Annotated in this window: 12 protein-coding genes; 8 read left to right on the plus strand and 4 right to left on the minus strand. The window is 71.8% G+C overall.

The window, feature by feature from the left end; genetic code table 11:
- Positions 1-151 precede the first annotated feature (151 nt).
- From AB0B72_RS16735 to AB0B72_RS16745, 3 genes are all read left to right on the plus strand, one after another.
- Positions 152-670 (plus strand): STAS domain-containing protein, encoded by a 519-nt coding sequence (locus AB0B72_RS16735; protein WP_367739660.1) that lies wholly within the window; start codon positions 152-154, stop codon positions 668-670.
- The gene (locus tag AB0B72_RS16740) at positions 667-1,671 is read left to right on the plus strand and encodes an acyl-CoA desaturase (protein ID WP_367739661.1); all 1,005 of its coding nucleotides are present in this window, start codon (positions 667-669) and stop codon (positions 1,669-1,671) included. The genes AB0B72_RS16735 and AB0B72_RS16740 overlap by 4 nt, the downstream gene beginning before the upstream one ends.
- Positions 1,672-1,843: 172 nt before the next feature.
- Positions 1,844-2,047: a cold-shock protein gene (locus AB0B72_RS16745; protein ID WP_367739662.1), complete on the plus strand. Its 204-nt coding sequence runs from the start codon at positions 1,844-1,846 to the stop codon at positions 2,045-2,047.
- Between the two features lie 203 nt (positions 2,048-2,250).
- On the opposite strand, the gene AB0B72_RS16750 is transcribed toward AB0B72_RS16745, so the two are convergent.
- Positions 2,251-4,068 carry a prolyl oligopeptidase family serine peptidase gene (locus AB0B72_RS16750; RefSeq protein WP_367739663.1) on the minus strand — a complete coding sequence of 606 codons (1,818 nt, stop codon included), beginning with the start codon at positions 4,066-4,068 and terminating at the stop codon, positions 2,251-2,253.
- A gap of 310 nt (positions 4,069-4,378) precedes the next feature.
- Between AB0B72_RS16750 and AB0B72_RS16755 the strand changes: the two genes are divergently transcribed.
- Positions 4,379-7,318, plus strand: a complete 2,940-nt coding sequence (locus AB0B72_RS16755) for a beta-galactosidase (RefSeq protein WP_367739665.1) — start codon at positions 4,379-4,381, stop codon at positions 7,316-7,318.
- A 9-nt stretch (positions 7,319-7,327) separates the two neighbouring features.
- Here AB0B72_RS16755 and AB0B72_RS16760 read toward each other — a convergent pair whose 3' ends face one another.
- Positions 7,328-8,923, minus strand: coding sequence for a protein kinase (locus tag AB0B72_RS16760; protein WP_367739667.1), 1,596 nt, complete (start codon positions 8,921-8,923; stop codon positions 7,328-7,330).
- Positions 8,924-9,268: 345 nt separating this feature from the next.
- On the minus strand, positions 9,269-10,237 hold the full coding sequence (locus tag AB0B72_RS16765; RefSeq protein ID WP_367739668.1) for an MBL fold metallo-hydrolase: 969 nt from the start codon (positions 10,235-10,237) through the stop codon (positions 9,269-9,271).
- Positions 10,238-10,445: 208 nt separating this feature from the next.
- Here AB0B72_RS16765 and AB0B72_RS16770 point away from each other — a divergent pair, with 208 nt between their 5' ends.
- Entirely contained in the window at positions 10,446-10,898 is a 453-nt protein-coding gene (locus tag AB0B72_RS16770) for a DUF6098 family protein (protein ID WP_367739669.1), read from the plus strand.
- Positions 10,899-10,995: 97 nt separating this feature from the next.
- Here the strand turns inward: AB0B72_RS16770 and AB0B72_RS16775 are convergent, their stop codons facing one another.
- The gene (locus AB0B72_RS16775; RefSeq protein ID WP_367739670.1) at positions 10,996-11,682 is read right to left on the minus strand and encodes an STAS domain-containing protein; all 687 of its coding nucleotides are present in this window, start codon (positions 11,680-11,682) and stop codon (positions 10,996-10,998) included.
- A gap of 99 nt (positions 11,683-11,781) precedes the next feature.
- Between AB0B72_RS16775 and AB0B72_RS16780 the strand changes: the two genes are divergently transcribed.
- The 3 genes from AB0B72_RS16780 (at position 11,782) to AB0B72_RS16790 (ending at position 19,671) form a co-directional block, all read left to right on the plus strand.
- Positions 11,782-12,822: a chemotaxis protein CheB gene (locus tag AB0B72_RS16780; RefSeq protein WP_367739671.1), complete on the plus strand. Its 1,041-nt coding sequence runs from the start codon at positions 11,782-11,784 to the stop codon at positions 12,820-12,822.
- Positions 12,819-14,666 (plus strand): CheR family methyltransferase, encoded by a 1,848-nt coding sequence (locus AB0B72_RS16785; RefSeq protein ID WP_367739673.1) that lies wholly within the window; start codon positions 12,819-12,821, stop codon positions 14,664-14,666. The genes AB0B72_RS16780 and AB0B72_RS16785 overlap by 4 nt, the downstream gene beginning before the upstream one ends.
- A gap of 175 nt (positions 14,667-14,841) precedes the next feature.
- The gene (locus tag AB0B72_RS16790; protein WP_367739674.1) at positions 14,842-19,671 is read left to right on the plus strand and encodes a HAMP domain-containing protein; all 4,830 of its coding nucleotides are present in this window, start codon (positions 14,842-14,844) and stop codon (positions 19,669-19,671) included.
- Positions 19,672-19,793 lie beyond the last annotated feature (122 nt).

The raw sequence follows: 19,793 nt of genomic DNA on the forward strand, positions 1-19,793 counted from the left end.
GGCGCCGTGCGGCGAGGTAGAGTAGCAGTACCTCGGACTTTCCGTGCGTTGGCATCCACGTCTGCGTCGCCCAAGGCGAACCACACATCCGGCCCGACAGGGGCCGAGACGGGCCGGGCCACCGATGCCGCAGAAAGCACCCTTCTCTTCCATGCTCGTGCCCGATCCGGCCGTTTCCTCTCCGGCCTCTTCTCCGGGGCGCCCGCGGGCCTCCTCCGGCCGCGCCGTCATCGGCCGGGTGCACGGCCGCACGCCCTCCCCGGCCCCCCTACCGCCGAGACCCGTCCCGCGCGCACAGGCCGCACCGGCCCCGGCCGTCCCGCCGTACGCCACGGTGGTCCGGCTGGAAGGCGCGATCGACATCTTCACCAGCCACGCCCTGCGAGGCCGGCTGCTGCGCGCGCTGGAGACCAGCACGAAACTGCTCGTCTGCGACCTGGCCGGGGTGTCGTCCTGCGACACCGGCGGCGTGGCCGTCCTGATCGGCATCCAGCGCCGCGCCCGATCACTCGGCGTCACCGTCGCCCTGGCGGCCCCCGGCCCACAGATGCTCACGCTGCTGCGGGTCACGGGCCTCGACGGCGCATTCACCGTTTACGGGAACGTTCCGGGCTCCGGCGACGGAGGCGGCGCGGCACGCCTACCCTCCCTGGCGGGGGGCGGGGCGTGAGCGGGGTGGGCGCCACCGCCGTGCTGCCCGGCTACGACGGCACCTCCCCCTTCCCGGGAGCCGACGATCATCCGCCCATCGGCGCGGCCCAGCTGTGGGTCACGGCGGCGATCGCCGTGGTGCCGTTCGCGGCCCTGCTCGCCGGAGCCTGGCTCGCCTGGGGGAACGGCGTCTCGCCGGCCGACCTGATCCTGGCCGCGATCTTCTACGCCGTGACGGGGCTGGGGGTGACGGTCGGGTTCCACCGGCTGCTCACCCACGGGTCCTTCGCCGCCCGGCCGTGGCTGCGGGTGGCGCTGGCGATCGCCGGGTCGATGAGCTTCGAGGGCAACGTCATCGACTGGGTGGCCGCACACCGCCGCCACCACGCCTTCACCGACCGCCCCGGCGACCCGCACTCCCCCTACCGGTACGGCACCGGCCCGCGCGGGCAGCTGCGGGGGCTCGCCCACGCCCATCTGGGATGGCTGTTCCGCGGCGAGGAGATCCCCGCCGAGCGGTACGCGCCCGACCTGCTCGCCGATCCCGCGACGGTCAGGGTGGCGCGGGCGTTCCCCCTCCTGAGCGTCGCCTCGCTCGCGCTGCCGTTCCTGGCCGGCTGGATCATCAGCGGGGAGCTGTACGGCGGGTTCACGGCGTTCATCTGGGCGGGGCTGGTCCGCGTCGCCCTCCTGCAGCACGTCACCTGGAGCGTCAACTCCCTGTGCCACGTGATCGGCACCCGGCCCTTCACCACCCGCCGCCACGACCGCTCCACCAACCTGTGGCCGCTGGCGCTGCTGTCGTTCGGGGAGAGCTGGCACAACGGGCACCACAGCGAGCCGACCTGCGCCCGGCACGGCCTGGACCGGCGGCAGATCGACCTGTCCGCCGGGCTGATCCGCGGCTTCGAGCTCCTGGGCTGGGCGACCGACGTCCGATGGCCTGACGAGGACAGGGTGCGGCGGCGCCGCCGCACCGAGATGCCGGACCCTCGACACGAACGGCATGGGTCCGTGTAGTCTGGAGGGGCAAGAAGGTTGCAGTCGAAGTTTTGTACGCGTTACAACGCCTGCGGAGCTAGACAGCGGGCGTCGTCCGTACGGAAGCGAAGGCTTTCCATAAGGCGGTCGGTCGCAGCAGCCCGGGAATCACATACTGTGGATCTCGAGATCGTCTTAACAAGGAGAAAGCATGGCTCAGGGCACCGTCAAGTGGTTCAACGCGGAGAAGGGGTTCGGCTTCATCGCCCCCGACGACGGCACGGCTGACGTGTTCGTCCACTACTCCGCCATCGACGCGGGCGGCTACCGCTCGCTCGAGGAGAACCAGCGGGTCGAGTACAGCGCCGGCCAGGGGGCCAAGGGCCCGCAGGCGGAGAACGTTCGACCCCTCTAAACAGGCAGCGAGGCCGACGCCGTCCGGCGGACATCGTCGAAACCGAGCGGCGGCCACCTCCTCATGGACTCCTCGTCCCGGACGCGCATCGCGCGTCCGGGACGATCCTTTTTACCCGCATACCGGCCTTTTCCCAGCCCTGGCCCCCCGGCACACTGGGCGCCCGCATTCCGCATTCCGCATTCGGCGGCGCGGGCCGGAGCTCACGCCGGGGCGAGCAGATGCCGTCCCAGCCAGTCGACGACCGCTTCGACGTACGTCACCCGGTTGGCGGTCCGGCGGATCTCGTGCCCCTCGTCCTCGAACAGCAGCTGGTCGCAGGGCACCCCGCGCGCCCGGGCCGCCTGGATCACCTGTTCGGCCTCGTACGCGGGAACGTTGGTGTCACGGGCGCCGTGCACGACCAGCAACGGGGCGGTGAGCCGGTCGAAGGAGTGCAACGGCGACAGGGCCCTCAGCAGTTCACGGTCGGCGACCGGATGGCCGTACTCGCTGACGGCCGCGGCGGCGATCCACGGCTCGGTGCGGGCGTAGAAGGTGGCGAAGTCCGCCATCCCGCACACGTCGACTCCCGCCCGGAAGATCCTCGGATGGGTGACGAGCGCCGCCAGCGTCAGGTAGCCGCCGTACGAGCGGCCCATGCAGGCGATCCTGCCCGGGTCGGCCAGGCCGAGCCGTACGAGCTCGGCGGCGCAGTCGGCGACGTCGTCGATCGCGTGGAAGCGCAGCGCGAGATCGTCGGCGCCGCGGAATCGCCGCCCGAACCCGCTCGACCCGCGGACGTTCGGCGCGAACACCCCGATCCCGGCGGCCGGAAGGCTCTGGAACAGCGGGGTGAACTCGGGCCGGGCCTGCGCCTCCGGCCCCCCGTGCAGGTGGATCGCGAAGGGCGCCGGCCCCTCGACGCCGGGGGCCCGGTAGAGCCAGCCGCTGAGCTCCAGGCCGTCCCGCGCCCGGAAGGTCAGCAGCTCGGGCTCGGCGACCGCGGGGAGCCGCGCGGCACCGGCGACCTCCCGGTGACCTCCGGTGGTCAGATCGCACAGCACCACGTGTGACGGGCGCGCCGGCCCCTCGGCGGCCACGACGGCGAGCGAGCCGTCCCGCGACACCCGGACCGAGGTCACCACCTCGGCCGGCGGGGCCGGGAGCGGGCGCACGGCCCCGGTCTCCGTGTCGAGCGACTCCAGCGTGGACCTGCCCCCGTCGTTCCACACGAGGACGATCCGGCGGCCGTCGGCGCTCATCGCGAACTGGTCCAGCTCGGCGTCCCGGCGCTCGGCCAGCACGACCGGCTCGCCGTCCTCGCGCACCGCGAGCAGGGCCGCCCGGTCCCTCCCGGCGTCGGTCAGCAGGTAGGCGGTCGTCCCGTCGGGCGAGAGCGTGCCGTGATCGGTGGAGCCGGGCAGGCCCTCAAGCAGGGGCCGCATGCCGCCCCCGGGTGAGACCACGTACATCTGCCTGGCCCCCCGCGGGCCGCAGCGGACCAGCAGCCTGCGGTGGTCGCGGCTGATCGCGGCGGGGACCAGCAGCGGACCGGCCGCGACGACCTCGCGCCGTCCCGAGACGGCGTCGACGAGCACCGCCTCCGACCCGCCCGTCGCGGAGACCTCGCCGACCAGGAGCGTCTCCCCCCGCCCGGTCCAGCGGGCGAACGACGCCGACCCGCCCTCGGGCGCGGCGAGCGGGCGCAGGTCGCCGCCGTCGGGACGGACGGTCCAGATCTGCGCGTGCTCGCCGCCGCCGGGGATCACAAGCACGGCCAGGCGCCCTCCGGTGGGCGACCAGCTCACGTCGGCGGCGGGCTCGGGGCCGGTGTCCACCGGCCACGCCTCCCCGTCCCCCGCGAGGCCCCCAGAGGGGTCTCCCGCGAGGGGCTGGATCCACACTCGCGGCGAGCCGTCCCTGTCACTGATGTAGGCGACGGCGCGGGCGTCGGGTGCCAGGGCGGGGGTCTTGCAGGTCCACGCGCAGGGGCTCGTGTCCGCCGCGATGCGCGGGCGGACGCCGAGGATTTCCGTCATCGGACTCCTTGCTTGTCGTCACAGCTCACCGAGTCCAAGTTGCCACACCCCGGCCACCGCCTCGGCCGTCCGGAACCACGCGCCGCGAATCCGGCGTACGGACTGCTGGGAGCGGGCCCCTCGGGGATGACGCGGCCGCGCGGGCGGCGGCCGGCAGCAGACGGCGCAACGGCCGGGAACGCCGCCCGGTCCGACATCGGCGTTGACGTTTGTTGGAACGCTAAGCAAACTAAATCAGCGAACTCCGGCAAGATCGGGCTCGCGGCACCGCAGAGGACTTTCCCACCTGACGCCCCTCCCGGAAGGTCACATGAAGCTCAGACACCTGTCCGCCGCGCTGGCGGCGTCGCTGGTCCTCCTCCCCCTGGGAGGCCCGGCCGGCGCGCGGGCGAGCTCGGCGGAGCCGGCGCGATCCACCGCCTCCGCCGGCCAGTCGCCCGCCGTCGCCTACGACCACTACTCGCTGACGATCGACGGCCGGCGCGTGATCGTGCAGGCGGCCGAGTTCCACTACTTCCGCCTGCCCAGCCCCGGCCTGTGGCGCGACATCATGGAGAAGCTCAAGGCCGGCGGGTTCAACGCCGTCTCGATCTACTTCGACTGGGCCTACCACTCGCCCAAGCCCGGGGTGTACGACTTCACCGGCGTCCGCGACGTCGACCGGCTGCTGCGCACGGCCGAGCAGGCCGGCCTGTACGTCATCGCCCGCCCCGGGCCGTACATCAACGCCGAGACCACCGGCGGCGGCTTCCCCGCATGGCTGAAGAACGTGCCCGGCCGGGCCCGCAGCAGCGCCCCCGGCTTCACCGAGGCCTACCGCGACTGGCTCGCCCACATCAACCCGATCATCGCCAGGCACCAGATCGGCGAGGGCGGCTCGGTCATCCTCTACAACGCCGAGAACGAGTACGCCGTCGCCACCGACGCCGCGTACATGCAGGACATCCAGGATCAGGCCAGGGCCGCCGGAATCGACGTGCCGATCACGACCAACGACTGCTGCGACGCGGGCAGCTGGACCTCGACCTGGGCGACCGGGCCGGGGGCCGTGCCACTCCCCGGCGTCGACGACTACCCCCAGTCGTTCGAGTGCCAGAACGCCGAGAGCGTGTGGGGCCCGTGGGGAGAGGGGCTGACCGAGCGGCTGCGCGACGACATCCCCGTGTTCGCCGCCGAGTACCAGGCCGGGGCGATCGACCTCGACAACGCGGGCTACGACCGGTGCCGCGAGCTCACCGGCCCGGCGTACATGAAGTTCTTCTACAAGTCGAACCTCATGGTGGCCGGCGCGACCATGTTCAACTACTACATGGGGTACGGCGGCACCAGCTGGGGCTGGCTCCCCCAGCCCAACGACGTGTACACCTCCTACGACTACGGCGCGGCGATCACCGAGGCGCGCCGGCTGACGCCGAAGTACGACGAGTTCAAGCGGCAGGGCTACTTCCTGCAGGCGGTCACGCCGCTGGCCAAGACCGACGCGGCCGCCGCCCCCACGTCCGACAACGCCGCCGTGCAGGTGGTGGCCCGGGCCAACCCCGACAACGGAACACGGTTCGCGCTCGTCCGGCACACCGACCGCGCGGCGACGGCCACCGACTCGGCGACGCTCACGTGGACGACGGTGGACGGCACCTACGCGCTCCCCGTCCAGGTGAAGGGCCATGACGCCCATGTCCTCGTCGGCGCGTACGACCTGGGCGGCCAGCGGCTCGCGGCGTCCAGCTCCGAGATCATGACGCACATGTTCACGGGCGACCGGGACGTCGCCGTGCTCTACGGCGCCGAGGGCTCCCCCGGCGCGACGGTCCTGCGCTACACCTCCGAGCCGAAGGTCACCGTGCTGGAGGGGCGGGTCCGCTCGTCGTACTCCTCCGGCGACCTGCGCCTCGACTACTCGCACGAGGGGCTCGCCCGGGTGCTGGTGTCCGGCGGCGGACGGCGCCCGCTGCTGCTCCTGATCGGCACCGACGAGACCGCGGCCGCGTTCTGGCGGGCCGACACCGAGGCCGGGCCGATCCTGGTCCGCGGCACCTCCCTTCTGCGGTCCGCCACCGTGACGGGCCAGGTCGTACGGCTGGAGGCGGACTACGCCGAGGCCGGGAAGGTCGAGGTCTTCGGACCGGCGCCGGCCAAGCGGGTGCGGCTCGGCTCCACGGAGGTCGCCGCCGGGCGGACGCCGAGCGGGTCGCTGCTGGTCACCGCCCCCGGTCCCCGGGCGGTGCACCTGCCCGCACTCACCGGCTGGCGCGGCCACGCCGAGGCGCCGGAGGCCGCGCCGGGCTTCGACGACTCCGGGTGGACCGTCGCCGCCAAGACGACGACCGAGAGCCCGCTCAAGCCGAAGACGCCGCCCGTCCTCTACGCCGACGACTACGGCTTCCACTACGGCAACGTGTGGTACCGGGGCCGGTTCACCGCCACCGGGACCGAGACGCAGGTCGACCTCAACGCCATCACCGGACGCCGGGGCGACTATCTGGTCTGGCTGAACGGCCGCTACCTCGGCTGGGCGGCGGGCGGCGTCCAGGCGGACGCCGACACCCCCAACCCCGACCCCGGGCCCGGCCACTTCGCCGTGCCGGACGGGCTGCTGAAGCCCGGCCGGCCCGCCACGCTGGCGGTGCTCGTGCAGAACATGGGCCACAACGACGACTGGACGGCCGACGACAACCGGTTCAAGCAGCCGCGCGGCCTGATCGCCGCGTCGGTGGCCGGTTCTCCGGAGCCGATCACCTGGCGGATCCAGGGCGCCGAGGGCGGGGAGGACCTGGCCGACGTGACCCGGGGCCCCCTGAACACCGGCGGCCTGTACGGCGAGCGGAACGGGTGGCACCTGCCCGGCTTCCCCGACTCGTCGTGGACCCGGGTCGCGTCCCCGCAGGCCGGGCCCGCCGTGCCGGGCGTCACGTGGTACCGCACCGCGTTCCGGCTCGGCCTGCCCAAGGGGGAGGACGTGCCGATCGGGCTCCGGTTCGGCGGCGAGATCCCGGCGGCGTCCCGAGTGATGATCTTCCTGAACGGGTGGAACGTCGGCCAGTACGGCGGCGACATAGGCCCGCAGCGGGACTTCTACCTCCCCGGAGGGCTGTTGCGCGAGAACGGCGCCAACACCCTGGCGCTCGCGGTGACCACCAAAGACGCGGCGCCCGCCGGCCTCGGCCCGGTCGGCCTCTTCACCTACGGCAACCTGCGGGGAGGTGTCCCCGTGGCGGACGTGCCCGCGCCTTCCTACCAGCCCCGGCGCTGAACCGCCGGGTCACACGTACATGTAGCAGTAGCTCGACTTGCCCTTGAAGCGGTGGAACGCGCGCGGCTCGTGGAAGCGCCAGCGGCATCCGGCGTCACGCTTGCTCGGGGTGAGGTACATGGTGTCGCCCTTCCGCAAGACGCAGTACGCGCCGGGCGTGGGGGTCTCCCGGTACTCGACCCACTCCCAGCCGAGCGACTCGCAGTAGGCGGTGAAGTGCCCCGGGCCCAGCTCCACGAGCCGCCGTGACGAGGATGGCCGTGCGGACGGCGAGCCCTTCGCCGAAGGCCTGCCCTCGGTCGGCGCCGGCTTCGCCGTGCGGGGCGGCGTGCTGGGCGAGGTGCCGGGCGGCCGGGCCGCCGTCGGCTTCGCCCGAGGGCGGCCGGTCGCGGCGACAGGGTCAGCGGGAGCGAGCGTCCCGCTCGCCGCCGTGCCCGTCGGGGACGCCGCGTCCTCCTTCGAGTCCGTCCCGGGGGGAGATGCCGTGCCTGACGGGGAGGCGGAGCCCGTGACGGCCGCCGCCCCCTTCCTCGTCGCCGACACGTCCCCGGGGGACATAAGGGCCACTCCGGCGACGGCCGTGATCGCCGCGGCCGCCAGGGCGACGGCGGCTCCCGCCCGGACTCCTCTGCGTCCCTTCCGCGCCTCCGGGGCGACGGCGACGCCCGCGGCGGCCGGTTCCCCGGGACCGCTCACGACAGGCGGGTCGCCGGGACCGCCCGCGCCGCTTCGGCCGCCGGGATGGGTCGGCACGTCCCGGGGCCTGGGGTCCGTCGGCGATCCGGCCGGAGCGCGGGCTCCCCCGCGCACCAGGCGGTCGAGGATGCCCTGCGCCGACGGCCGCCGGGCGGGGTCCTTCGCGAGGCATTCGGCGAGGAGACCCCGCAGCGGCTCCTCGATCCCGTCGAGGTCCGGCTCCTGGTTCAGGATCCTGTTGATGATCGCCGGGATGGCGTCGTCCCCGAACGGCGGGCGGCCTCTGGCGGCGTACGCGATGGTCGACGCCCAGGCGAACGTGTCGAGGGCGAAGCCGAGCTCCCCGGCGGCGAGCTGCTCCGGCGCCATGTACGCGGGGGTGCCGACCACCTGGCTGGTCATCGTGCTGGTCCCGGCGAGGGCGCGGGCGATCCCGAAGTCGATGACTCTCGGGCCGTCCGGGCCGATCAGCACGTTGTGCGGCTTGAGGTCCCGGTGGATGACCCCGGCGTCGTGCAGGGCGACCAGCGCGGTCGCCGTGCCGATGGCGAGGCGCTCCAGCGCGCTCCCGGCACGCGGCCCCTCGGCCGCCACCAGCTGGTGCAGCGCGGGCCCCGGGACGTACTCGCTCACGATGTACGGCCGGCTCTCCGCCACGCCGAAGTCCAGGACCTGCGCCGTGCAGAAGCGGGCGACCCGCTGGACCAGCTCCAGCTCGCGCGAGAAGTCGTCCCGGGCCACGGGGTCGCGGCCGAGCCGCGCGTGGAAGAGCTTGACGGCCACCATGGCGCCGGACTCGGCCTGCCCCAGGTAGACGACGCCCTGTCCCCCCTCCCCGATCCTGCCGGTCACGCGGTACGCCCCCAGCTGCGAGGGGTCGCTCGGCTCCAGCGGCTGCGCGTCCGGCATGGACTCTCCGGGGGGTCGGGAGGCGGGGCGGTCAAAACTCTAACGGCCCGCCGCGGCCGCCGAGGGTTCTCGATTTCTCAAGCCCGCTCATCCCCGGCCCATCGTGCGGCGATCCGTGCCGCTGGTGTTCGCGATGCGGGCGATGAGCGAACGGGTGACAAGTCGCCTGACCGTGCACGCCGACCGACTGCCGGCCGCGGACACGCCGCTGAGGACGCGGGAAACCGTGAGCCCGGCGGTTACGCGTTGTCAGCACGATCGGCCCGGCGTAAGCCTGAAGTCGTGGTACCGCCGCCGCCTTCTCACCCGATACGGCGATCGATCGGGGACGCCCGGGCGGGGGCCTCAGCCCGACCGCTCGGCCGCCCACCGGGCCATGAGCTCGAACAGCCGCACCGGACCGGCGTCCGGCAGGTCCGGGTCCAGGTGGCGGTAGGCGGCGTGGGTGGTCACCACGACCCGCTCCGCGTCGGGGAGCCCGGCGAAGCGGCCGAGGTCCATCTCGAAGGCCGCCCGCTCCCACGTCTTTCCCGCGTCAAACGCCTCCCGGGCCTGCCGGTCGACGTGCTCCAGGTACGCCCGCATCTCAAGGACGCCCTCCACCGTCGTCACCGGCCCGTGCCCGGGGACGATCACCTCGGGGCCGAGCGCGATCATCGCGTCGCAGGCCGCGATCCAGCTCGCGGCCGGCCCGGCCCACATCACCGGCGTACCTCCGATGAAAAGCAGGTCACCGGCGAACAGCACGCCCGCGTCCGGCACGTGGACGGCCACGTCGCCGCCGGTGTGCGCGGGCCCGAGGGGCAGCAGCCGCACCTCGCGGCCGCCGACCTCCAGCGTCGTGTCGGCGAGGACCGGGACGTCCGGCTCGCGCAGCGTGATGCCGTCGAAGGCGAACGATCCGAAGCACCGGTGCGCGAAGGCGTCCAGAGGCGGGCCGAAGCGCGTCCCGAGCAGCGCCGTGATCACCTCCGGGGCCTCCCCGTGCATCCGCGCCGCGACCTCGGGCGCCGCGTGGATGCGCACCTCCGGCGCGAGCAACTCGTTGCCGAAGCAGTGGTCGCCGTTGCCGTGGGTGTTGACGGCGTCGGTGATCGGCCGCCCCGGGGTGACGTCCGCCATCGCGGCCAGCATCTCCCGGGTGAGCGGCAGGTCGAAGAGCGTGTCGACGAGGCAGCTCGCGTCCGCCCCGGCGATCAGGCCGGCGTTGCTCCAGCCCCAGCTTCCGTCCGGCTGCAGCCACGACCACACATCGGGGGCTATCCGGTGCAGGCCTCGCGTGTACGGAACCGTCTCATCGTCTCCCTGTGCCACGTCAGAATCCTTCCATGGCAGGTCACAGGCCTCGCACCGCCCCTGGCAGGAGCTCCCGGAACGGCTCCGCCAGGGCCGCTCACGGGTGGAGGAGCCCGCTGGTTAGCCTCACGGACGGGCGGGGAGGGAAGGACGAGTGCGCCTGGGACGATCCACGGCGACGGCGCTGGGAGGGGACGACGATGAGCGAGGTGCCTGGAGGGGCCCGATGAGCGGGCCCGGCAAGGAGCGTGGGGTGGGGAACGGCGAGCTCCCGGCCATCGACAGCCTGGACGAGCTGACCGCCCTGGTGGAACGGAGGCCGGGGCTCTTCCTGCGGTACTCCAAGGGGCCGGAGTCCGACATCGGCCGGCCGAGCGTCGACTACGAGAGCGGCCTGCCGCTGCCCGGGCTGTCGGCCACCGTGCTCGACGCCGAGTGCTGGTGGACCAGCCCCCTGGAGGACTGGCTGGCCCGCCAGGTGTGCAAGTACACGCACCTGGCGAAGGAGGGCGACAGGCGGGCGTGGATCCTGAGCGGGCGCGTCGTCGCCCGGGGTCCCGACCATGAGCCGCTGATCGACGAGGTCGAGCCCGTCGCCTGGCTCGACGACTCGGTGGTGGAGCAGGCCAGACAGCACTACGAGAAGGCGTTCGACGTCGGGCGGGACTCCACCGGCTGACCCCGGCGGGCCGCGCCGGTCAGCGGCGAGGCGCGGGACGGGGAAGGCGCGGGACGGGGAAGGCGCGGGACGGGGAAGGCAAGCGGGGAAGGCCGGGTCATTGGCGGGCGAGAGCGGTCGCCTGGAGCCGTAACTCCTCCGCCTTCGCCTCGTGGGAGTGCCCGTCGCAGAGCAGGGCGCCGGCGGGGCCGCCGACCGGCCGCGTCGTCACGAGCGTGACGTGAATGGCCGCCAGACGGTCCTGGACGTCGGCCAGAACGGTGCAGAGCGACTCCGTGTGCGCGCGCATGATCTCAAGGCGTTCCGCCGTCTCCCGCCGGAGCGCCCGTGACCGCTCCAGCACCGACGCGAGCGGCAGGGCCGCGGGAACGGCCTCCGCCCGTCCGGCTCTCGCTCTGAGGCGATCCGGGTTGACGCCGCGCATCACCGCGAGATGCCGCCGGGCGGCGTCCGGACGGGGCAGGCTGTAGAGCACTGTCGGACTGCCGGGGTCGCCGCCCGGCCACAGCAGGTCGAGCAGCCTGCCGAGGCCCCGCTGGACCGTGAGGACGACGGACCCGCCGTCCCGCTGGACCCGCTCGTGCACCCGGCGCAGAGTCCGGGCACCGGACAGATCGCAGAACCGGAGCCCCTGCCCGTTGACGAACAGGGACAGATGGCCGTCGGCCGCCAGAGGCATCAGCACGCCTTCGAGCATCCCGCTGTTGGAGAGGTCGAGGTCCCCGGAGATGACGACGGTCGCTGAGCCCGTCTCACGGTGGACGACGTGCACCGACAATCGCATAGTGCCTTCCTACCCCGTGAACCGCGTAAAGAAGTCGCGGACACCAAGAGTTCACACCTTCCGGCGGCATGCCCGTCGCCTTCTGGGTAGGACGATGCCGTGGGCACCATCCCGGGTCGTGACATCGTCGTGGCCGCCGCCTCCGCGGGCGGCGTCGAGGCTCTGCGGGCCCTCCTCGCGGAGCTGCCTTCCGATCTCGAGGCGGCGGTGCTCGTCGTCCTGCACATCTCACCGCGCAGCGGGAGCGCGCTGGCGGGGATCCTCGATCGCGCGGGACCGCTGGAGGCGGCCACTGCGCAGGACGGCGAGCCGTTACGGCACGGCCGCGTCTACGTGGCTCCTCCGGACCATCACCTGCTGATCGACGGCGACAAGGTCAGGCTGTCCCGCGGCCCGCGCCACAACGGGCACCGCCCGGCGGCCGACCCGCTGTTCCTCAGTGCGGCGGCCTCCGCCGGGCCGCGCACCGTGGCCGTCGTGCTGAGCGGCACGCTCGACGACGCCGCCAGGGGGTGCGAGGCGGTCCGGAGCCGGGGCGGCGCGGTGGCGGTCCAGGACCCGCGGGAAAGCGCGTTCAACGGCATGCCCACGGCGGCGATCTCCGCGGTCCCCGACGCCGTGGTCGCGCCCGTCAAGGAGATCGCCGCGTTGATCGTGCGGCAGAGCCGTACGGAGGTGGGCATGGCGGCGGCTTCCGACGGGGAGATCGAGCGGGAGCTGGCCACGTTCCTGCCGGTCAGCATGCCCTCCGTACCCGCCGGCCACCTGACCATGATCAGCTGCCCCGACTGCAGCGGCCCCCTGTACCGGACGCGCATCGGGCCGACGGAGCGCTACGAGTGCGTCGTCGGGCACGCCTGGTCGCTGGAGAGCATGATCGACGGGCAGGGCGCGGCGGTGGAGCGCGCGTTCTGGGTCGCGATCCTGCGACTGGAGGAGCGGCTGCGGCTGCTGGAACGGATGGTGGCCACGGCTGAGGGGCACGGTCAGGTCAGCACGGTCCGCCGGTTCCGGCAGCAGATGGACCAGGACCGTGAGGCCATGGAGACACTGCGCGGGCTCCAGGCCAGGATCGGTTCCGCTGTGGAGACACCCTTCGCCTGTCCCAGCGGAGCGGGCGAGGATAACGTGGACGCATGATGCCCGGAGAGGAACGCGAGTTCGACGATCTTCTGCTGATGCTGAAGGAGATCCGCGGCTTCGACTTCACCGGGTACAAGCGCACCACGCTGATGCGCCGGATCACCCGGCGGCTGGCGGCGCTCAAGCTGAGGGACTTCGGTGAGTACCGCGACTACCTGGAGCTGGAGCCCGACGAGTTCGGCAAGCTCTTCGACAGCCTGCTCATCAACGTCACCGGCTTCTTCCGCGACCCGGCGGCCTGGCAGACCCTGCGGGAGACGGTGGTCCCCGCGCTGCTCGCCACCAAGAGCGCGGGCAAGCCCATCCGGGCGTGGAGCGCGGGATGCGCCACCGGCGAGGAGGCCTACAGCCTGGCCATGGTCCTGGCGGAGGAGATGGGCCTGGACGAGTTCCGGGAACGGGTCAAGATATACGCCACCGACCTGGACGAGAAGGCCCTTCAGGTCGCGCGGGCCGCGGTCTACTCCGATCGTCAGGTCGCCGACGTCCCCGAAGAGCTGATGACACGGTACTTCGAGCCGGTCGACAGCGGCTTCGCCTTCCGCAGGGACCTGCGCCGCCAGGTCATCTTCGGGCGCAACGACCTCACCCGCGACGCGCCCATCTCCCGGGTCGATCTGCTGCTGGCCCGCAACACCCTGATGTACTTCAACACCGAGACGCAGCTCAGCATCGTCCGCCGGTTCCACTTCGCCCTGGCCAACCCCGGCTACCTCTTCCTCGGCAAGGCGGAGATGCTGCTCAACCACAGCGACAGGTTCGACCCCGTGGACCTGCGCATGCGGCTGTTCAGGAAGATCGGCTCGGCGACCGGCGCGACGAGGACGGCGTGGAACTCCGCGGCCCTGCTGCCCGAGCCGCTGGCGCGCATCTCCGCGCTGCAGGTCTCGGCGCTGGCCTCCGGCCCCATCGCGCAGATCGTGCTCGACCGCTCGGGCAACCTCGCGCTGCTGAACACGCGCGCCGAGATCCTCTTCCATCTCAACCCCAGGGACCTGGGACGGCCCTTCCAGGATCTGGAGGTCTCCTATCGCCCCGTCGAGCTCAGGTCCGTCATCGAGCGGGTCGAGCTGGAGGCGCGCACCGTCGAGCTCCAGGACGTCCCCTGGCACCGGCCCGGCATGACGGACCCGAGCATCTTCGACATCTCGGTGGTCCCCCTCCAGGAACCGAGCGGCGAGCTGGTCGGCGTCGCGGTCAACTTCCACGACGTCACCCGTTACCGCCGGCTCAGGGACGAGCTGGAACGGGCCAACAAGGACCTGGAGAACGCCTACGAGGAGCTCCAGTCGCTCAACGAGGAGCTGGAGACCACCAACGAAGAGCTCCAGTCCACCAACGAGGAGCTGGAAACCACCAACGAAGAGCTCCAGTCCACCAACGAGGAGCTGGAGACGATGAACGAGGAGCTCCAGTCCAGCAACGACGAGCTCCAGCAGATCAACGACACCCTCAACAGGCGGACGCTGGAGCTGGACCGGGCCAACCAGTTCGTCGCCGCCGTCGTCCGCTCCCTCGGCGACGCCGTCGCCGTGGTGGACCGCGACCTGCGGGTGCTCATGTGGAGCCCGGGCGCCGAGGAGCTGTGGGGACTGCGCGCGGACGAGGCCGCCGCCCTGCACCTGGCCGCCCTCGACATCGGGCTGCCGCTCGACACGCTCCTGCCGCGGATCAAGGACATGCTGGACACCGGCGCCCCGTTCGACGCGGCGCCGGAAACCTTCGTCGTGGACGCGGTGAACCGGCGCGGCCGGCCCGCCAAGCTCGCCGTCACGCTGTCTCCCCTGCACGGCGACGACGGCTCGCGCCCCGGCGTCATCCTCGTCATGAACATTCAGTGATCAGCGGGGGTGCGCGGGCCCCCGCCCGCTGAGCACCTCCGGGTCCACGCTCCGCCGTCTTCCATGATCCGCCTGGGCGCACCGAGCCGTACGAACGATCACGACGGTTTATATGCTTTCTTTTCCTGGTCACGACGCGGAGTGTGAGGGTGGAATGGTCGACAGGGCGGCAACCGTGAAGCGCGCGAGAACCGGCCGCGGCGGCGACTCGGAGCTCGATCTGCGGCAGCTGCTCGCGGGTCTCACGGCCGTGCGCGACGGTGACTTCGGCACCCGGCTGCCCGAGGAGGGCGACGGGCTGCTGAAGGAGATCGCGACCGTGTTCAACGGCATGGTCGACCAGCTCTCCCTGTTCACCTCCGAGGTGACCCGGGTGGCCCGCGAGGTCGGCACCGAGGGGCAGCTCGGCGGCCAGGCCGAGGTGCCGGGTGTCTCCGGCACCTGGAAGGACCTCACCGACTCGGTCAACGCGATGGCGGGCAACCTGACCAGCCAGGTGCGTTCCATCGCCGAGGTGACCACCGCGGTGGCGAAGGGCGATCTCTCCCAGAAGATCACGGTGGACGCCCGGGGCGAGATCCTTGAGCTGAAGAACACCGTCAACACCATGGTCGACCAGCTGTCCTCCTTCGCCGACGAGGTCACCCGCGTCGCCCGCGAAGTCGGCACCGAGGGACAGCTGGGCGGGCAGGCGCAGGTCACCGGCGTCGCCGGCACCTGGCGCGACCTCACCGACTCGGTCAACTTCATGGCCGGCAACCTCACCAGCCAGGTCCGCTCCATCGCCCAGGTCACCACCGCCGTCGCACGCGGCGATCTCTCCCAGAAGATCAACGTCGACGCCCGGGGCGAGATCCTGGAACTGAAGAACACCGTCAACACCATGGTCGACCAGCTGTCCTCCTTCGCCGACGAGGTCACCCGCGTCGCCCGCGAAGTCGGCACCGACGGACGGCTGGGCGGGCAGGCGCAGGTCACCGGCGTCGCCGGCACCTGGCGCGACCTCACCGACTCGGTCAACTTCATGGCCGGCAACCTCACCAGCCAGGGCCGCTCCATCGCCCAGGTCACCACCGCCGTCGCACGCGGCGACCTCTCCCAGAAGATCAACGTCGACGCGCGCGGCGAGATCCTGGAACTGAAGAACACCGTCAACACCATGGTCGACCAGCTGTCCTCCTTCGCCGACGAGGTCACCCGCGTCGCCCGCGAAGTCGGCACCGAGGGACAGCTCGGCGGCCAGGCCGACGTGAAGGGCGTGTCGGGCACCTGGCGCGACCTCACCGACTCCGTCAACTTCATGGCCGGCAACCTCACCAGCCAGGTACGCAACATCTCCCAGGTCGCCACCGCCGTCGCCAAGGGCGACCTGTCGCAGAAGATCACCGTAGAGGCGAAGGGCGAGGTCGCCGCGCTCGCCCAGACCATCAACACCATGGTCGACACACTCAGCGCGTTCGCCGACGAGGTCACCCGCGTCGCCCGCGAAGTCGGCACCGAAGGCCGTCTCGGCGGCCAGGCCGACGTGAAGGGCGTCTCCGGCACCTGGAAGGCGCTGACCGAGTCGGTGAACGTCATGGCCGACAACCTCACCGACCAGGTACGCAGCATCGCCGAGGTCACCACCGCCGTCGCACGCGGCGACCTTTCGCAGAAGATCCGGGTGGACGCTCGCGGCGAGATCCTGGAGCTGAAGGAGACCATCAACACGATGGTCGACCAGCTCTCCTCCTTCGCCGACGAGGTCACCCGGGTGTCCCGCGAGGTCGGCACGGAGGGCCGCCTCGGCGGCCAGGCCACCGTACGCGGGGTGTCGGGCACCTGGAAGGACCTCACCGACTCCGTCAACGTCATGGCGTCCAACCTGACCAGCCAGGTGCGGTCCATCGCCCAGGTGGCCACCGCCGTCGCACGCGGCGACCTGTCGCAGAAGATCACCGTAGAGGCGAAGGGCGAGGTCGCCGCGCTCGCCCAGACCATCAACACCATGGTCGACACACTCAGCGCGTTCGCCGACGAGGTCACCCGCGTCGCCCGCGAGGTCGGCACCGAGGGACAGCTCGGCGGCCAGGCCCGGGTGCCCAACGTGGCCGGCACCTGGAAGGACCTCACCGACAACGTCAACTCGATGGCCGACAACCTGACCAGCCAGGTGCGGTCCATCGCGCAGGTCACCACCGCCGTCGCCCAGGGCGACCTGACCAAGAAGATCGACGTCGACGCCCGCGGCGAGATCCTGGAGCTGAAGACGACCATCAACACGATGGTCGACCAGCTCTCCTCCTTCGCGGCCGAGGTCACCCGCGTCGCCCGCGAGGTCGGCAGCGAGGGCCGCCTCGGCGGGCAGGCCGAGGTCGAGGGCGTGTCGGGCACCTGGAAGCGGCTGACCGAGAACGTCAACGAGCTGGCGGGCAACCTGACCCGCCAGGTCCGCGCGATCGCCGAGGTGGCCAGCGCCGTGACCTCCGGCGACCTGACGCGTTCCATCACGGTGGACGCGGAGGGCGAGCTGGCCGACCTGAAGGACAACGTCAACTCGATGGTGGAGTCGCTCCGCGAGTCGACCCGGGCCAACCAGGAGCAGGACTGGCTGAAGACCAACCTGGCCCGCATCTCCGGTCTCATGCAGGGCCACCGCGACCTCGCCGCCGTCGCCGAGCTGGTGATGAACGAGCTGGCGCCGCTGGTCGGCGCGCAGCACGGCACGTTCCTGCTGGCCGAGGAGACCACGAACGGCGTCGAGCTCCGGGTGGTCGGCAGCTACGGCCACCGGGAGACCTCCCGCCGCTACGCGATGGGCGAGTCGCTGGTCGGCCAGTCGGCCCTGGCCAGGCGGACCATCCTGGTGGAGGACATCCCTCCGGGCTACCTCACGGTCGCCTCCAGCCTCGGGCACGCCGACCCCGTCACCCTGGTGGTCCTGCCGATCGTGGTGGAGGACCAGGTCCTCGGCGTCATCGAGCTGGCGAGCCTGCGCCGCTTCTCCAAGGCCCACCGCGACTTCCTTGAGCAGCTCGTCGAGACGATCGGCGTCAACGTCAACACGATCGTGGCCAACGCCAGGACCGACTCGCTGCTGACCGAGTCGCAGCGCCTCGCCACCGAGCTCCAGGTGCGCCAGGAGGAGCTGCAGCGCTCCAACGCGGAGCTGGAGGAGAAGGCCGAGCTGCTGGCCCAGCAGAACCGTGACATCGAGACCAAGAACAGCGAGATCGAGCAGGCCAGGCAGGAGCTGGAGGACCGCGCCCAGCAGCTCGCGCTGGCCTCGAAGTACAAGAGCGAGTTCCTCGCCAACATGAGCCACGAGCTGCGCACCCCGCTCAACTCGCTGCTCATCCTCGCCCAGCTCCTGTCGCAGAACCCCACCCGCAACCTGACGCCCAAGCAGGTGGAGTACGCCAACGTCATCCACTCGGCCGGCACCGACCTGCTCCAGCTCATCAACGACATCCTCGACCTGTCGAAGATCGAGGCCGGGAAGATGGACATCACTCCCGAGCCGGTCAGCCTGCGGCAGCTCCTCGACTACGTCGACGCCAACTTCCGGCCGCTGACAACGCAGAAGGGCCTGCGGTTCGGCGTCACGGTCGGGCCGGACGTCCCCGTCCACCTGATGACCGACGAGCAGCGGCTGCGGCAGGTGCTGCGCAACCTGCTGTCGAACGCGGTGAAGTTCACCGAGGACGGCTCGGTGGAGCTGCGCATCCAGCGGGCGAACGGGGTGAGCCTCCCGGGCCACACGGGGCAGGAGGTGCTCGCCTTCCACGTGGTGGACACCGGCATCGGCATCGCGGCGGAGAACCTCTCCCAGATCTTCGACGCCTTCCAGCAGGCCGACGGCACCACCAGCCGCAAGTACGGCGGGACCGGCCTCGGACTGTCGATCAGCCGGGAGATCGCCACGCTGCTCGGCGGGGAGATCCGGGCGACCAGCACGCTGGGCGAGGGCAGCACGTTCACCCTCTACCTGCCGCTGATCCACTTCACCGAGCAGGCCGAGCCTCTGGAGAGGGAGCCGGCCGTACGCCTGCCTGAGCCGGCGGCCGCGAAGACGGCTGTGACAGCTGCGACGGCCATGACGACCGAGACGCCCCACGCGCCCGCGACGGCCTCCGTCGAGTCGCACCGGCTCGACGGCAAGGAGCGGCGCCGCCTGCTGGTCGTGGAGGCCCGGCCGGGCGGCCTGCTGTCCATGCTGGCCCAGAGCGTCGCCGCCGATCTCAACGACACCCACGGCCCCGTCCAGGTGTCGACGGCGAGCGACCCGGTGGTGGCGCTCGCCGCCCTCAGGCAGGAGGGCTTCCACTGCATCGTGCTCGACCTGGGGATGCCGCACGACGCGGCGGCGGAGTTCCTCAAGGGCCTGGACGCCGACGTCGCCCTGCGGGCGCTGCCGGTGCTGGCCCACCACTCCCGCAAGTTGTCCCGGCCGCAGGAGGACCTGCTGCAGGTGCGGTCGCGTAACCAGCCGCTGGAGCGCCTGCCGAGCCTGGACGAGCTGCGCGAGCGGATCACCCTGCACCTGTCGGCCGAGGAGCCGGGCAACGTGCTGCCGCTCGTACAGCCCTCCTCGGAGGAGGGCGCGCAGCAGGTCGAGCGGGTCGACAGCGCACTGCTGGGCCGCAAGGTGCTCGTGGTCGACGACGACGTGCGCAACGTCTTCGCCCTCACCACGATCCTGGAGCTGCACGGGATGCAGGTGCTCTACGCCGAGAACGGCCGCAAGGGCATCGAGGTGCTGATGCGCAACGAGGACGTCGACGTGGTCCTGATGGACATCATGATGCCGGAGATGGACGGATACGCCGCCACCCTGGCGATCCGGTCCATGCCGCGGTTCGCCCATCTGCCGATCATCGCGGTGACGGCCAAGGCCATGCACGGCGACCGGGAGAAGACGCTGTCGTCGGGCGCCAGCGACTACGTCACCAAGCCCGTCGACGCCGAAGAGCTCATCGTCCGCATGCAGCACTGGCTGGAGCTGCCCGGACACCCCACCGCGTAGCCGCATCCACCAGAGGATGCGTTCCGGCGAACCGGAAATTCCGCAAATAAACGCGAAAAAGCGAAGAAATCGGGTTTTCTAGGAGATCGGTGGCCCCCCGAGGGCCGCCGATTTCCCTCTCG

It is taken from the genome of Microbispora sp. NPDC049125, from assembly GCF_040802045.1.
Classification (GTDB): domain Bacteria; phylum Actinomycetota; class Actinomycetes; order Streptosporangiales; family Streptosporangiaceae; genus Microbispora.